This window comes from Pseudomonas moorei (genome assembly GCF_008801475.1).
GTDB classification, from domain to species: Bacteria; Pseudomonadota; Gammaproteobacteria; order Pseudomonadales; family Pseudomonadaceae; genus Aquipseudomonas; species Aquipseudomonas moorei.
The window spans coordinates 275,938-290,253 of record NZ_VZPP01000006.1; the positions used below are offsets into that span (position 1 = coordinate 275,938).

Genomic DNA, 14,316 nt, shown 5'->3' on the forward strand with positions numbered 1-14,316 from the left:
CGCATTTTAGCAGAGCCCATGCTTATCGGTAAGCTGCGATTGTCAGTGCATTTCAAATCGGGGCGATAGATTTAACCGCGCTCTGGCTGAAAGCGCACCACAAAACCCTTGAGGTTTTGCTGGCGGTTCAACAAATCACGCAGGCGATCAGCCTCGGCACGCTCGATCAGCGGACCGACAAACACCCGATTCTTGCCGTCGGAAGAACGGATGTAGGCGTTGTAACCCTGACTGCGCAGGGTTTTCTGCAGCTTTTCGGCACTTTCGCGATTGGCCAGACTGGCCAGTTGCACCGACCAGCTGACCGACAGGCCATTGGCGTCGACACGACTTTGCGTGGTGTCAGGCTTACCCGGAGCGGCCGCAATCGGCTGGGCGGGAGCCGTCGCGGGCTTGGCGGCCGGGGCAGGAGGCGGCGTGACGGCTTTTACAGTTGGAGCCGGCACCGCCGACGCCTTTGGCGCGACAGGCGCTGCAGGCTCCTCATCCTGCGCAATTTCATCGTCACTTGGCACCGGCTCCTGCGGCAAAGCCTGGGGCTCGGGCACGACGACCGGTTCAACCTGAACCTGTGGCATCGCTGGCGCTTGCGGTGCAGCCGGCGCTTCAACCGTCACCTGGCGCTGCTCATCCTGACGGGAAAACAGCATCGGCAGGAAAATCACGGCCAGCGCGACCAAAACCAGGGCGCCGACCATGCGCTGTTTGTAAGCTTTATCCAGCAATGCCATTTGCCGCTTCCTCCGTGGAGCGCCGAGCCAACCACTCAAGGGCCTCGGCGACACAATAAAAAGATCCGAACAACAGAATTTCATCGTCGCTCGTCGCCAGCGCACACTGCCCTTCCAGGGCGGCGGCCACGCTGTCATAGGACGTTACCAAGGCGCCGCGCTTATGCAGCGCTTCGTGCAAATCGGTCACTGGTCGCGCCCGTGGCGAATCCAGCGGCGCGACAGCCCAGTGCTCGACATTAGCACTCAATTCCCCAATTACACCATCCAGGTCCTTATCCGCGAGCAACCCGAACACCGCCAGGCGCTTGCCCGCCGGCGGCCGGCTCGCCAGGCGACGGGCCAGATACTCCGCCGCATGGGGGTTATGCCCCACATCCAGCAGCAGGTTCAGACGCTTGCCCTGCCAGTCGAATTGCCGACGATCGAGACGACCGACGACCCGCGTTGCCTGCAGCGCCTGGACAATTTGCGCATCGACCCAAGGCAAGCCGAGCAGCAGATAAGCCTGCAATGCCAGCGCGGCGTTTTCCATCGGCAGATCAAGCAACGGCAGATCATGCAGTTCAACCGCACGCCCGTGGGCGTCCAGACCGCGCCATTGCCAGTTGTGATCGGTGATACCGAGGTCGAAATCGCGCCCACGCAGGAAAAACGGGCATTTGAGCTCCCGCGCCTTATCCAGCAGCGGTTGCGGAGGATTCAGGTCGCCACAGAGCGCGGGCGCGCCCTGGCGGAAGATACCGGCCTTCTCGAAGGCCACGGACTCCCGGGTATCACCCAGGTAATCGGCGTGATCGACACCGATGCTGGTGACCAGCGCCATGTCGGCATCCACCACGTTGACCGTGTCCAGACGCCCACCCAGCCCCACTTCCAGCACCACGGCATCGAGCCCGGAGCGCTGGAATAGCCAGAACGCCGCCAGGGTGCCCATCTCGAAATAGGTCAGGGAAGTGTCGCCACGCCCCGCCTCGACCGCCGCAAAGGCTTCGCACAGCTCGGCGTCAGTGGCTTCAACGCCATTGACCTGCACCCGCTCGTTGTAACGCAGCAGGTGCGGAGAGTTGTAGACACCGACTTTCAGGCCTTGGGCCCGCAGCAACGAGGCCACGAACGCACAGGTAGAACCCTTGCCGTTGGTGCCGGTGACCGTGATCACCCGAGGCGCCGGCTTGCCCAGCCCCATGCGGGACGCTACCCGTTGCGAGCGCTCAAGGCCCATGTCGATGGCCGAGGGGTGCAACTGCTCAAGGTAGGCGAGCCACTCGCCAAGGGTACGTTGGGTCATACGTTGGCAGGCACCGGTGGAACCACGATCGGCTCGATGGGGGTCGCGACGAACTGGGGCGTCGGCAGGCCCATCATCTGCGCCAGCAGATTGCCCAGACGCGGACGCAGCTCCTGACGGTGAATGATCATGTCGATCGCGCCGTGCTCCAGCAGGAACTCGCTGCGCTGGAAGCCTTCCGGCAGTTTTTCGCGCACGGTCTGCTCGATCACACGCGGGCCGGCAAAGCCAATCAGCGCTTTAGGTTCGCCGACAATCACGTCGCCGAGCATCGCCAGACTGGCTGAAACACCACCGTAGACCGGGTCGGTCAGTACGGAGATGAACGGAATGCCTTCTTCACGCAGACGCGCCAGTACCGCAGAGGTCTTGGCCATTTGCATCAGGGAGATCAGCGCTTCCTGCATCCGCGCACCACCGGAGGCGGAGAAGCAGATCATCGGGCAGCGATTTTCCAGCGCGTAATTGGCAGCGCGCACGAAGCGCTCGCCGACGATGGCACCCATCGAACCACCCATGAAGGAGAATTCGAACGCCGACACCACCACCGGCATACCCAGCAAGGTACCGCTCATGGAAATCAGGGCATCTTTTTCGCCGGTCTGCTTTTGCGCAGCGGTCAGGCGATCCTTGTACTTCTTGCCATCGCGAAACTTCAGGCGGTCCACTGGCTCCAGGTCTGCACCCAGCTCAACACGGCCTTCGGCGTCGAGGAAAATGTCGATACGGGCGCGCGCGCCGATACGCATGTGGTGATTGCACTTGGGGCAAACGTCCAGGGTCTTTTCCAGCTCCGGACGATACAGCACAGCCTCGCAAGACGGGCATTTGTGCCAAAGACCTTCAGGCACCGAGCTCTTCTTGACCTCGGAACGCATGATCGAAGGGATCAGTTTGTCTACTAACCAGTTGCTCATGCTTTCTTTCTCCAGTACCGGCGGCCCGAACGCTCTGGTTCGCAGCCCCGCGTATGCCCTTGAGCTAAATTCATGTGTGCGGCGATGATCGGTCAATGGCCGGGTCAGCGAAACGTGACCTGCGTACCACCCAACAACCCTCAGCCTTTTTGTACAGAGCAGTGGACGGCGGCAGTCTGCCAGCCGTCACATCAACGCACCGCGTTGATGAATGCCCGAATCTTCGCGTGATCCTTGATGCCCTTGCTTGCCTCCACCCCGCCGCTGACATCCACGGCATACGGCCGAACCCGATCAACTGCCTCAGCGACGTTATCCGGGGTCAAGCCGCCCGCCAGAATGATCGGTTTGCTCAAACCCTGCGGTATCAGTGACCAGTCGAATGCTTCGCCGGTTCCCCCCGGAACACCTTCGACATAGGCATCGAGCAAGATCCCGCTGGCACTCGGATAAGCATCGCAAGCCGCCGCAATGTCATCACCGGCCTTGACTCGCAATGCCTTGATGTACGGGCGATGCCAGCTTTCACACTCTGCCGCGCTTTCGTCGCCATGGAACTGCAACAGATCCAGCGGCACAACCTGGAGGATGTCTGCCAATTCTTCGCGACCGGCGTTGACGAACAGGCCCACGGTCGTGACGAACGGCGGCAACGCCTGGATGATCGCGCGCGCCTGCTGAACCGTCACCGCCCGCGGGCTCTTGGCGTAAAACACAAACCCGATGGCATCGGCACCAGCCTCAACCGCCGCCAACGCATCTTCTATGCGGGTAATCCCACAAATCTTGCTGCGAACGGCTGACATGTCGATAAAACCTCACGGCAAATCCGGGAAAGTCCCGGATGGTAACAAAAGCGTTCGAGGGCGTCAGCCGTCAAGTTCGGTGAAACCGGTCAGGAAATGCGGACCGATGTAACGCTCGGGCAATTCGAACTCGTCGCGGTACTCGACCTGCACCAGATAAAGACCAAACGGGTGTGCCGTCACCCCGCCGGAGCGGCGAATACGGCTTTCCAGCACTTCCTTCATCCATTCGACCGGGCGTTCGCCGGCCCCGATGGTCATCAACACACCGGCAATGTTGCGCACCATGTGGTGCAGGAAGGCATTGGCGCGGATATCCAATACGATCATCTTGCCGTGACGGCTGACGCGCAGATGATGCAGCTCCTTGATCGGCGACTTGGCCTGACACTGCCCGGCGCGAAAGGCGCTGAAGTCATGGATGCCCACCAGGTACTGCGCCGCCTCGGCCATGCGCTCGACGTCCAGCGGACGGTGATTCCAGGTAATTTCTTCGTTCAGGTGCGCCGGGCGGATCTGATCGTTGTAGATCACGTAGCGATAGCGCCGGGCAATGGCCTTGAACCGTGCATGAAAATGCGCTGGCATGACTTTGGCCCAACTGACGCTCACGTCGTGAGGCAAGTTGATATTGGCCCCCATGACCCAGGCCTTCATCGAACGCTCGACCTGGGTGTCGAAATGCACCACCTGCCCACAGGCATGAACACCGGCATCGGTGCGCCCGGCGCAAAGCAGCGATACAGGCGAGTCGGCGACTTTCGACAAGGCGTTTTCGAGGGTTTCCTGCACCGTGAGCACGCCAGAGGCCTGGCGCTGCCAACCACGATAGCGCGAGCCCTTGTATTCAACGCCCAACGCGATTCGGAAAAAGCCGTCGGCCGCCATTTCGGCGGCCGGGTTATCTATATTTGCCAAGGAGTGACAGCCTGCTGATGTACGCAAAGGCGGGCATTATAAGGCCGCAGGACGTGGACGCCAGTACAACCGCGTCGCCCTTGGGGTAAAACAAAAACGGCAGCCTCACCGGGCTGCCGTTTTGCTTACAACGAGCCGATCACTCACGCCAGACGTGCCAGCATCTCCTTGGCTTCGCTCTTCTGGCCGTCATCGCCTTCGATCACCACCTCATTGAGGATATCCCGGGCGCCATCGTTGTCCCCCATATCGATATAGGCCTGGGCCAGATCGAGTTTGGTGGCGACTTCGTCGGTGCCGGAAAGGAAATCGAACTCCGGCTCGTCATCTGCGGAAGCCAGCGCGTCTTGCGCCGTGAAACTCGGCTCGGCGATGCTGCCCGACAAGCTCTCCAGCTCGGCATTGACGTCATCCAGCTCCGCCGCGAAGGCATCGGGTGCCGCCATTTCGTCGGCCAGGGACAGGTCAAAATCGGCCGGCAATTCCAGATCATCCAACGCCAGCTCAGGTGCTGCCGGGGTTTCCACGACCGGCAAGTCCTTCACGCCTTCATCCAGATCGAGCAGGAAATCATCTTCGGCCAGCATCGCCGTCGAGGGTTCCGCGCCAAGATCCATGTCCAGATCGAAGTCCGACAGGTCGTCGAGGTTTTCCTTGATTTCAGTCTGCTGCTGCAACACCGACTCGAAACTCAGATCATCGTCGAGCGGAAAATCTTCCAGGTCTGCCAACGTCGTCGGCTCAGGTTCCGAGGCAGGCGCAGGCGTAACAGCCGCCGGAGTAATGTTGTCCAGGTCATCCAGGCTCAGATCGAACGCGCTGTCGAAATCATCATCGACCGGGGCCGGGGCCGGGACCTGCGGCTCGTCCTTCAACAGGTCCTTGACGTACTGCGCGTCCAGTTCGGCGGCGACAGCTGCAGCGGCGATACCACCGGCTGCGACCAGAGCCATGGCCGGAAAGCGACTTTTGAGTTTTTCGACCTGGGCGAAGTTGTCGCCATTGGCCACCAATTGGCGCTCCTGGGTCACGAACGCATCGCGGTCGCCTTGCTGACCGTAAACTTCCATCAGCTTCAGGCGCAGATCACTGCGCTGCGGCTCCAGCTTGACCCCCTCTTCCAGTAGCGCAGCCGCCTGATTCAAACGACCGGCAGCGATGTGCGACTGAGCCTTGCCCAACACGTCATCGGAGCGATCGGCGGCCGGAGCCACCAGTGGCGCCGCGATCGGCGGCGTTACCACAACCGGGGCGATAACCGGAGCAGGCGCTGGCGCAGGAGTCGGAGTCGGAGTCGGCGCGGTAGCGAGCTTCACGCTCGGAGGTGGAACCTCCAGGCCTTCGAAGCTGCTTTCCGGCAGGTCAAGGTCAGAGGAAAACGGCTGTTCTTCGGCCAAGGCCCGGGCCATGCGCAGGTGTTTCTCGGCTTCTTGCTGGGCTTTGCGGCGGCGAGCCAGCAACAGCAGCAAAAGCAGCACAACCACTGCCCCTCCACCGGCCAGCCCCAACAGCCATGGATTGGTCAGCAGGTCATTGAACTGCTTGTCGTTGGCGGCGACCGGCGTCGGTTCAATGGGCTGTTCGGCAGGCGCCGGAACCGTCTCAGGTGCCGCCGCAGTCGCTGGTGCTGCCGGAACCACTGGCGCAGGTGTTGCCGCAGGAGCAGGCGCCAGCTCAGCCGTCATCGCCGGAGCGGTCGTAGCAGTCGCTGCCGCCGGAGTATCAGTCGCGCCCTCAGCCTGCAATTTGGCCAGTTGATTGTTTTTCAGTTCGATCAGTCGCTGCAGCTTATCCATCTGACTTTGTAGATCAGAGATGCGGCTTTTCAGTTCTGCATTGTCACGACGGGTCGTGTCGAGGCTTTCCTTGGTCACTGCCAGCTTGTTGTTCAGGGCCTTGGCATCACCGGCAGCGCCTTTACCGCGCGCTTTTCCGGATTCGGCGGAAACCAGGCTCAGCTTGTCGGCGGCGGTTTGCGCCGGAGCACCTTCGGCACGGGCTCGCCTGGTTGCATCGAGTTGCTGCTGCCCCGAACCCGGCTTCGCCACATATCGACGGCCCTGCCGCCACGCGGTGTTCTGCGCGGCCACTTCAGCAATGGCCTTGGGTTGCGGCACGCTGGTGCTTTGCGCCTGATCCGGCAGACGCAGCACCTGCCCGGTTTTCAGCCGGTTGATGTTGCCGTCGATAAAGGCATCCGGGTTCAGAGCCTGGATGGCCAGCATGGTTTGTTGAATCGAACCGCCATTACGCGCCTTCGCCGCGATCTCCCACAGGGTATCGCGCGGCGTGGTGGTGTGTTGGGACGGCTGGCTCGCACCGGTGACGGGCGCTGTGACAACCTGCGTCGGCGCGGGCTGCGCAGCCGCTTCGGCGGTTTGCGGCGAGAATTTGGACGGATCGAGCAGCACGCTGTAATCGCGCAGCAGGCGACCGTTGGGCCACATCACCTGAACCAGGAATTTCACCATCGGCTCGGAAAGTGGTTTGCTGGACGTCACACGCAGGATGCTTTTGCCACCGGCGTTCAGCACCGGGGTGAAGGTCAAGTCGTTGAGAAACGCCTGGCGGTCGACACCCGCCTTGGCGAACTCTTCAGGTGAAGCCAGGCTCGGCACCACTTCGGCAGCGGTGAGGTCCTTGACGTCGAGCAGCTCGATTTCCGCCACCAACGGCTGGTTCAGCGTTGATTTCAGGGTCAGCTCCCCAAGCCCGAGCGCATGCGCCATACCGGAGGACAGCGCCGAGGCGGCCGCTATTGCTAACACCAGTTTGCGAACTTGAACCATAGCTCATCCTTAGTTTGAACATTCCTCGGCCAGCGAGAAGGTGTTGATAGCCGCTGCCGTAAGGCATTGCGCGGCGGCGAGAGGTCGCCGCGCGCGATCGTTTCATGCATGCCCCGGAAAGCCCCGCAGGGTGGCTCGCCTTCAGCATTCCAGCCAAGCATAGCGCTGGTCGGAACCATTCGAAAAATTGTTGCCAAGTATCTTTTACAGCTGGTCTTTTATCAACAACTCAGCCAGCTGCACAGCGTTGAGCGCGGCGCCCTTGCGTACGTTATCTGACGTCAGCCACAAATTAAGTTCCGACAGGTCGTCGATACCCTGGCGTACCCGACCAACGTAGACCACATCCTGCCCTACCGCGTCACCTACCGGCGTCGGATAATCGCCGGCTTCGACCAGCTCGATGCCGGGCGCGTCCTCCAGTGCGGCGTTGACTTTCGCCAGGTCGACCTCACTCGCCGACTGCAGGCTCACACTAAAGCTATCGCCAAAAAATACCGGGGCTTGAATGCAAGTGACGGAAATCTTCAATGCAGGCAGGGCCATGACCTGGCGCACCTCACGCACCAGGCGTTTTTCCAGCAGCGTATGACCTCGCTCGTCCGGCTTGCCGACCTGGGCCAACAAGTTGAACGCCATCTGCCGATCGAAAAAGGTCGGCTCCAGGGGGCGCACGTTAAGCAACTCGGCGGTCTGCCGCGCCAGCTCGGTCACGGCCTCCCGGCCTTGGGCGGAAACCGCCAGGCACGCGGTCAGGTTGATGCGCTGCAGATCAATCAAACCCAGCAACGGCGCCAGCACCACCGCCAGCGCGGTAGCCGATGGGCTCGGGCTGCTGATCCGGAATGGTTTTTTCAGACCGGCCAGTACGTGCGCATTGGCTTCCGGCACCACTTGTGGCGCCTGGTCGGCCGGCAACGCGCCGGACAGATCAATCACCGAGCAACCGGCGGCCGTGGCGCGCGCGGCGAAACTGAGGGTTACAGCCGGGCCGGCGGCGAAGAACACCAACTGGACTTTGCCGAAGTCGAACTCATCGACTTCCCGCACCCGCACATTCTTGCCGCGAAACGGCACCGAGTGCCCTGCCGACTCACTGCTGGCCAACAAGTGCAGGTTGCCGACCGGAAAGTCGCGCTCCTCAAGAATCTGCACCAGTGTTTCGCCAACAGTACCGGTGGCGCCGATCACGGCAATATCGAAGGACTGGCTCATGGTTTTACCTCTGGCGAAACGGGGGGAGCGGCACTTTACCGACTGGTGGGGATGCAGGCAATTATGTGGCTCTATTCTGGCCTCGTCTCGGGCAAGCCCGCTCCCACAGGGTTCAGCACAATCCTTGTGGGAGAGGGCTTGCCCGCGATGACAGAACATCAGACAACCTATCCACATCAGACTGCCTGGAATAAAAAAACCCGCACCTCTTTCAAGGCACGGGTTCTTTCACCGCTTCAATCGATCAACGCTCAAGCAGGATCCGCAGCATGCGACGCAGCGGTTCGGCCGCGCCCCACAGCAGTTGGTCGCCGACGGTGAACGCACCGACGAATTGCGAACCCATGTTCAGCTTGCGCAGACGGCCGACTGGCACGTTCAGGGTACCGGTGACCTTGGTAGGGCTCAGCTCCTGCATGCTGATCTCGCGGTTGTTCGGCACCAGTTTGACCCAAGGGTTGTGCTGGCTGATCAGCCCTTCGATATCGGCGATCGGCACGTCCTTGTTCAATTTGATGGTCAGCGCCTGGCTGTGGCAACGCATGGCGCCGATACGCACGCAGATGCCATCGACCGGGATCGGGCTCTTGAAACGACCCAGGATCTTGTTGGTCTCGGCCTGGGCCTTCCACTCTTCACGGCTCTGGCCGTTCGGCAGTTCCTTGTCGATCCAGGGAATCAGGCTGCCGGCCAGCGGTACGCCAAAGTTTTCGGTCGGGTACGCGTCGCTGCGCATGGCTTCGGCGACACGACGGTCGATGTCGAGGATGGCGCTGGCCGGGTCGGCCAGTTGATCGGCGACAGCGGCATGGGTCGCGCCCATTTGCTTGATCAGCTCACGCATGTTCTGCGCGCCGGCACCGGAGGCCGCCTGATAGGTCATGGCGCTCATCCACTCCACCAGACCGGCTTCGAACAGACCGCCCAGGCCCATCAGCATCAGGCTGACGGTGCAGTTGCCGCCGATGTAGTTCTTGGTACCTGCGTCCAGCTGCTGGTCGATGACCTTGCGGTTGACCGGGTCAAGGATGATGACCGCGTCATCCTGCATGCGCAGGCTGGAAGCGGCGTCGATCCAGTAACCCTGCCAGCCGGCTTCGCGCAGCTTCGGGAAGACTTCGCTGGTGTAGTCGCCACCCTGGCAGGTCAGAATAACGTCGAGGGTTTTCAGCTCTTCAATGCTGTAAGCGTCCTTGAGCGGAGCAATGTCCTTGCCCACCGACGGGCCTTGGCCACCGACATTGGAAGTGGTGAAAAACACCGGCTCGATAAGATCGAAATCCTGCTCTTCCAGCATCCGCTGCATGAGCACGGAACCGACCATACCGCGCCAACCGATCAGACCTACACGTTTCATCGCAACTACACCTTCTTGAAAAGTGGGCCGCTGCTTTCGGGGATGAAAGTGGCAGCGGGCCCGAGAGATTACAGATTCCGCAGCGCGGCGACTACTGCGTCACCCATTTCCTGCGTACCGACTTTAGTGCAACCGGTCGACCAGATGTCGCCCGTACGCAAGCCCTGGTCCAGCACCAGACTGACGGCTTTTTCGATGGCATCGGCCGCGGCCTGCTGGTTGAAGCTGTAACGCAGCATCATCGACACCGACAAAATGGTCGCCAACGGGTTGGCGATGCCCTTGCCCGCGATGTCCGGCGCCGAACCGTGGCACGGCTCGTACATGCCTTTGTTGTTGGTGTCCAGGGACGCCGACGGCAGCATGCCGATGGAGCCGGTGAGCATCGAAGCCTGGTCAGACAGGATATCGCCGAACATGTTGTCGGTGACGATCACGTCGAACTGCTTCGGCGCACGCACCAGCTGCATCGCGGCGTTATCGACGTACATGTGGCTCAGCTCGACCTCAGGATAATCCTTGGCCACTTCCTCGACAATTTCACGCCACAGCTGGCTGGAGGCCAGCACGTTGGCCTTGTCGACCGAGCACAGTTTCTTGCCGCGGACCATGGCCATGTCGAAACCGACACGGGCGATGCGGCGAATTTCGCTTTCGCTGTACGGCAGGGTGTCGTAGGACTGACGCTCGCCGTTTTCCAGGGTACGGGTGCCACGCGGGGCGCCGAAATAGATACCGCCGGTCAGCTCGCGAACGATCAAGATGTCCAGACCGGAGACGATTTCCGGCTTCAGGCTCGAAGCTTCGGCCAGTTGCGGGTACAGGATCGCAGGACGCAGGTTGCCGAACAGGCCCAGTTGCGCACGGATTTTCAGCAGGCCACGTTCTGGACGAATGTCACGCTCGATGGTGTCCCATTTCGGGCCGCCAACGGCGCCCAGCAGCACGGCATCGGCGGCACGGGCACGTTCCAGGGTTTCATCGGCCAACGGCACGCCGTGCTTGTCGATGGCGGCGCCACCGATCACGTCGTGACTCAGTTCGAAGCCCAGGGCGTACTTGTCGTTGGCCAGTTCCAGCACCTTGACCGCTTCGGCCATGATTTCCGGGCCAATACCGTCACCTGGGAGAATCAGAATCTGCTTGCTCATGCTTTCCTCATGTCATCAGTCGGTGCACCCTGGGGCGCGCCCGGAAAAAATCTATCGATCAGTACTTATTTTTCTACAAACAGCACCAGCACATCCGTACTGAACGAACCATCGGCCTCAATCTCGAAATATTCGCGTACTTCGTTGCCCATCGACTGTTGCAACTCGCGGATCGCCGCACGCATCACCTGTGGCGTGCGCATGCGCTCGACCCAGGCGTTGTACTCCAGACGCAGCCGCTGCCGCGTGGTGCTGCGGGTATGCAACCCCGCTTCGCTGACCTGGCGTAACCATTCGCCGGCGGAATAATCGCGCACGTGGCTGGTGTCGCGCAGCACTTCGACGCTTTGCAGGTAAGTGTCGAACAACGGACTGCCCGGTGACAACACATCGATGAACGCCGCCACACCACCCGGTTTCAGCACCCGACGCACTTCCCGCAGGGCCAGGCCGAGGTCGCTCCAATGGTGCGCCGAATAACGACTGAAGACGAAATCGAATTCACCATCGGCAAACGGCAAGCATTCGGCGGCGCCATTGACCGTGGACACGTTGCTCAAACCACGATCAGCGGCGGCTGCAGCCACCACGTCGAGCATCTGCTGCGACAGGTCGTAAGCCACCACTTCCTTCACCAGCCCAGCCACATGAAAACTCACATGACCGGCACCGCAACCCAGGTCCAGCACACGGGCATCGCCCTTCCCCGCCAGTTCGGCCTGTAGCAGTGCGAATTCAGTGCCTTGAGCGTGTACGGCGCTGCTCAGGTAGGCCGAAGCCTGTTCACCGAATTGCTTTTGGACTACCTGGCTGTGCTGGGCGGTGCTGGTCATGGGGACTTCCTTTTAGTCTTGTGGCGCCTGTTCCGGCCTCATCGCGAGCAAGCTCGCTCCCACAGGTTTTCTGAACACCGCAAATCCCTGTGGGAGCTGGCTTGCCAGCGATGGGGCCGGCCCTGACTACAAAAATCTCGAATCAATCAAGCGTCGCGAAACAACCAAGGCTGGCTCGCACGGTGCCTGGCTTCAAACGCCGCAATTGCATCGCCGTCCTGCAAGGTCAGGCCGATGTCGTCCAGGCCATTGAGCAGGCAGTGTTTGCGGAAAGCGTCGATTTCGAAGCTCAGGACCTTGCCGTCAGGGCGGGTCACGGTCTGGGCTTGCAGGTCGATCTGCAACTGGTAGCCCGGATTGGCTTCAACCTGCTGGAACAACTCATCAACTTCGGCATCGCTCAAGATGATCGGCAGCAAGCCGTTCTTGAAGCTGTTGTTGAAGAAGATGTCGGCATAGCTCGGCGCGATGATGCTGCGGAAACCGTACTCTTCCAGAGCCCACGGCGCGTGTTCACGGCTGGAGCCGCAACCGAAGTTTTCACGGGCCAGCAAGACGCTGGCGCCTTGATAACGCTCGGCGTTGAGGACGAAGTCCTTGTTCAGCGGGCGCTTGGAGTTGTCCTGATACGGTTGCCCCACATCCAGGTAGCGCCATTCATCGAACAGGTTCGGGCCGAAACCCGTGCGCTTGATCGATTTCAGGAATTGCTTGGGGATGATCTGGTCGGTGTCGACGTTGGCACGATCCAGAGGCGCGACAAGTCCAGTGTGCTGGGTAAAAGCTTTCATGCTGCGCTCCTTAGATCAATTCACGGACGTCGACGAAACGACCGTTCACAGCGGCGGCGGCGGCCATGGCCGGGCTCACGAGGTGGGTACGACCACCGGCGCCCTGACGGCCTTCGAAGTTACGGTTGGAGGTCGAGGCGCAGTGTTCGCCGGACTCCAAACGGTCCGGGTTCATCGCCAGGCACATCGAGCAACCCGGCTCGCGCCATTCGAAACCGGCTTCGAGGAAAATCTTGTCCAGGCCTTCCGATTCGGCCTGCGCCTTCACCAGACCCGAGCCCGGCACGACGATGGCCTGCTTGATGGTCGAGGCCACTTTGCGGCCCTTGGCAATCACGGCAGCCGCGCGCAAGTCTTCGATGCGCGAGTTGGTGCAGGAACCGATGAACACGCGGTCCAGTTGAATGTCGGTGATCGCCTGATTGGCGGTCAAACCCATGTATTTCAGGGCGCGCTCGATGGAGCCACGCTTGACGAGGTCCATTTCCCTGGCCGGGTCCGGCACGTTCTGATCAACGGCCAGGACCATTTCAGGCGAAGTACCCCAGCTGACTTGCGGCTTGATCTGGCTCGCGTCGAGCTCGACCACGGTGTCGAATACCGCATCGGCATCGGACACCAGGTCTTTCCAGGCTTCAACCGCCAAGTCCCATTCCGCGCCTTTCGGGGCGAATGGACGACCTTTCACGTAAGCCACGGTTTTTTCGTCGGCCGCCACCAGACCTACGCGAGCGCCGGCCTCGATGGACATGTTGCAGATGGTCATGCGACCTTCGACGGACAGGTCACGAATCGCGCTACCGGCGAATTCAATGGCATGGCCGTTACCGCCGGCGGTACCGATCTTGCCGATCACGGCGAGTACGATGTCCTTGGCGGTCACGCCGAACGGCAATTGGCCTTCGACGCGCACCAGCATGTTTTTCATTTTCTTGGCAACCAGGCACTGGGTGGCGAGCACGTGCTCGACCTCGGAGGTGCCGATACCGTGAGCCAGGGCACCGAAGGCGCCGTGGGTCGAGGTATGGGAGTCGCCGCAGACCACGGTCATGCCCGGCAAGGTTGCACCCTGCTCCGGGCCGATGACGTGAACGATGCCTTGGCGCACGTCGTTCATCTTGAATTCGACAATGCCGTATTCATCGCAGTTATCGTCAAGGGTCTGGACCTGCAGGCGCGAGACCTGGTCAACAATGGCGTCGATGCCGCCCTTGCGCTCCGGCGTGGTCGGTACGTTGTGGTCCGGGGTCGCGATGTTGGCATCAATGCGCCAAGGCTTGCGCCCGGCCAGACGCAGGCCTTCGAAGGCTTGCGGCGAGGTCACTTCGTGAATGATGTGACGGTCGATGTAGATCAGCGCAGAGCCATCGTCGCGCTGCTTGACCAAATGCGAATCCCAGAGCTTGTCGTAGAGCGTTTTGCCGGCCATCAGACGGTTTCCTCATCAGCTTGTTTCTATGCCCCGGGCGTTGAGATTTCAATAACCCTTTGGCTTGTGAGGCTGATCCTATGGGGTT

The 14,316-nt window shown here is 61.0% G+C and carries 12 protein-coding genes; all 12 read right to left on the reverse strand.

Annotation, left to right across the window (positions count from 1 at the left end):
- Nucleotides 1-71 precede the first annotated feature (71 nt).
- Complete coding sequence (locus F7R06_RS13735; protein ID WP_090318753.1) at nucleotides 72-731, reverse strand: SPOR domain-containing protein; 660 nt, start codon at nucleotides 729-731, stop codon at nucleotides 72-74.
- Nucleotides 715-2,022, reverse strand: coding sequence for a bifunctional tetrahydrofolate synthase/dihydrofolate synthase (gene folC / locus F7R06_RS13740; protein WP_090318750.1), 1,308 nt, complete (start codon nucleotides 2,020-2,022; stop codon nucleotides 715-717). The genes F7R06_RS13735 and folC overlap by 17 nt, the downstream gene beginning before the upstream one ends.
- Complete coding sequence (accD, locus tag F7R06_RS13745) at nucleotides 2,019-2,939, reverse strand: acetyl-CoA carboxylase, carboxyltransferase subunit beta (protein WP_090318747.1); 921 nt, start codon at nucleotides 2,937-2,939, stop codon at nucleotides 2,019-2,021. The genes folC and accD overlap by 4 nt, the downstream gene beginning before the upstream one ends.
- 191 nt (nucleotides 2,940-3,130) lie before the next feature.
- On the reverse strand, nucleotides 3,131-3,745 hold the full coding sequence (locus F7R06_RS13750; protein WP_090318744.1) for a phosphoribosylanthranilate isomerase: 615 nt from the start codon (nucleotides 3,743-3,745) through the stop codon (nucleotides 3,131-3,133).
- 63 nt (nucleotides 3,746-3,808) lie between these two features.
- A complete protein-coding gene (gene truA, locus F7R06_RS13755) occupies nucleotides 3,809-4,633 on the reverse strand; it encodes a tRNA pseudouridine(38-40) synthase TruA (protein WP_090318742.1) in 825 nt (274 codons plus the stop codon).
- A gap of 173 nt (nucleotides 4,634-4,806) precedes the next feature.
- Complete coding sequence (locus tag F7R06_RS13760) at nucleotides 4,807-7,452, reverse strand: FimV/HubP family polar landmark protein (protein WP_090318739.1); 2,646 nt, start codon at nucleotides 7,450-7,452, stop codon at nucleotides 4,807-4,809.
- A gap of 204 nt (nucleotides 7,453-7,656) precedes the next feature.
- Entirely contained in the window at nucleotides 7,657-8,667 is a 1,011-nt protein-coding gene (locus tag F7R06_RS13765; RefSeq protein ID WP_090318736.1) for an aspartate-semialdehyde dehydrogenase, read from the reverse strand.
- A 244-nt stretch (nucleotides 8,668-8,911) separates the two neighbouring features.
- The gene (gene asd, locus F7R06_RS13770) at nucleotides 8,912-10,024 is read right to left on the reverse strand and encodes an aspartate-semialdehyde dehydrogenase (protein ID WP_090318733.1); all 1,113 of its coding nucleotides are present in this window, start codon (nucleotides 10,022-10,024) and stop codon (nucleotides 8,912-8,914) included.
- Nucleotides 10,025-10,092: 68 nt separating this feature from the next.
- Nucleotides 10,093-11,175 (reverse strand): 3-isopropylmalate dehydrogenase, encoded by a 1,083-nt coding sequence (leuB, locus tag F7R06_RS13775; RefSeq protein WP_090318730.1) that lies wholly within the window; start codon nucleotides 11,173-11,175, stop codon nucleotides 10,093-10,095.
- Between the two features lie 65 nt (nucleotides 11,176-11,240).
- Complete coding sequence (locus tag F7R06_RS13780; protein ID WP_090318724.1) at nucleotides 11,241-12,008, reverse strand: class I SAM-dependent methyltransferase; 768 nt, start codon at nucleotides 12,006-12,008, stop codon at nucleotides 11,241-11,243.
- Between the two features lie 146 nt (nucleotides 12,009-12,154).
- Nucleotides 12,155-12,799 (reverse strand): 3-isopropylmalate dehydratase small subunit, encoded by a 645-nt coding sequence (gene leuD / locus F7R06_RS13785; protein ID WP_090318721.1) that lies wholly within the window; start codon nucleotides 12,797-12,799, stop codon nucleotides 12,155-12,157.
- A 10-nt stretch (nucleotides 12,800-12,809) separates the two neighbouring features.
- Nucleotides 12,810-14,228 (reverse strand): 3-isopropylmalate dehydratase large subunit, encoded by a 1,419-nt coding sequence (gene leuC, locus F7R06_RS13790; protein ID WP_090318719.1) that lies wholly within the window; start codon nucleotides 14,226-14,228, stop codon nucleotides 12,810-12,812.
- Nucleotides 14,229-14,316: the final 88 nt, after the last annotated feature.

Bases quoted from the DNA above. Each gene is read 5' to 3' on its own strand.
- F7R06_RS13780 (WP_090318724.1), bottom strand. From the start codon at position 12,008: ATGACCAGCACCGCCCAGCACAGCCAGGTAGTCCAAAAGCAATTCGGT.
- accD (WP_090318747.1), bottom strand. From the start codon at position 2,939: ATGAGCAACTGGTTAGTAGACAAACTGATCCCTTCGATCATGCGTTCC.
- truA (WP_090318742.1), bottom strand. From the start codon at position 4,633: ATGGCGGCCGACGGCTTTTTCCGAATCGCGTTGGGCGTTGAATACAAG.
- leuC (WP_090318719.1), bottom strand. From the start codon at position 14,228: ATGGCCGGCAAAACGCTCTACGACAAGCTCTGGGATTCGCATTTGGTC.
- F7R06_RS13750 (WP_090318744.1), bottom strand. From the start codon at position 3,745: ATGTCAGCCGTTCGCAGCAAGATTTGTGGGATTACCCGCATAGAAGAT.
- folC (WP_090318750.1), bottom strand. From the start codon at position 2,022: ATGACCCAACGTACCCTTGGCGAGTGGCTCGCCTACCTTGAGCAGTTG.
- F7R06_RS13765 (WP_090318736.1), bottom strand. From the start codon at position 8,667: ATGAGCCAGTCCTTCGATATTGCCGTGATCGGCGCCACCGGTACTGTT.
- leuD (WP_090318721.1), bottom strand. From the start codon at position 12,799: ATGAAAGCTTTTACCCAGCACACTGGACTTGTCGCGCCTCTGGATCGT.
- asd (WP_090318733.1), bottom strand. From the start codon at position 10,024: ATGAAACGTGTAGGTCTGATCGGTTGGCGCGGTATGGTCGGTTCCGTG.
- F7R06_RS13735 (WP_090318753.1), bottom strand. From the start codon at position 731: ATGGCATTGCTGGATAAAGCTTACAAACAGCGCATGGTCGGCGCCCTG.
- leuB (WP_090318730.1), bottom strand. From the start codon at position 11,175: ATGAGCAAGCAGATTCTGATTCTCCCAGGTGACGGTATTGGCCCGGAA.
- F7R06_RS13760 (WP_090318739.1), bottom strand. From the start codon at position 7,452: ATGGTTCAAGTTCGCAAACTGGTGTTAGCAATAGCGGCCGCCTCGGCG.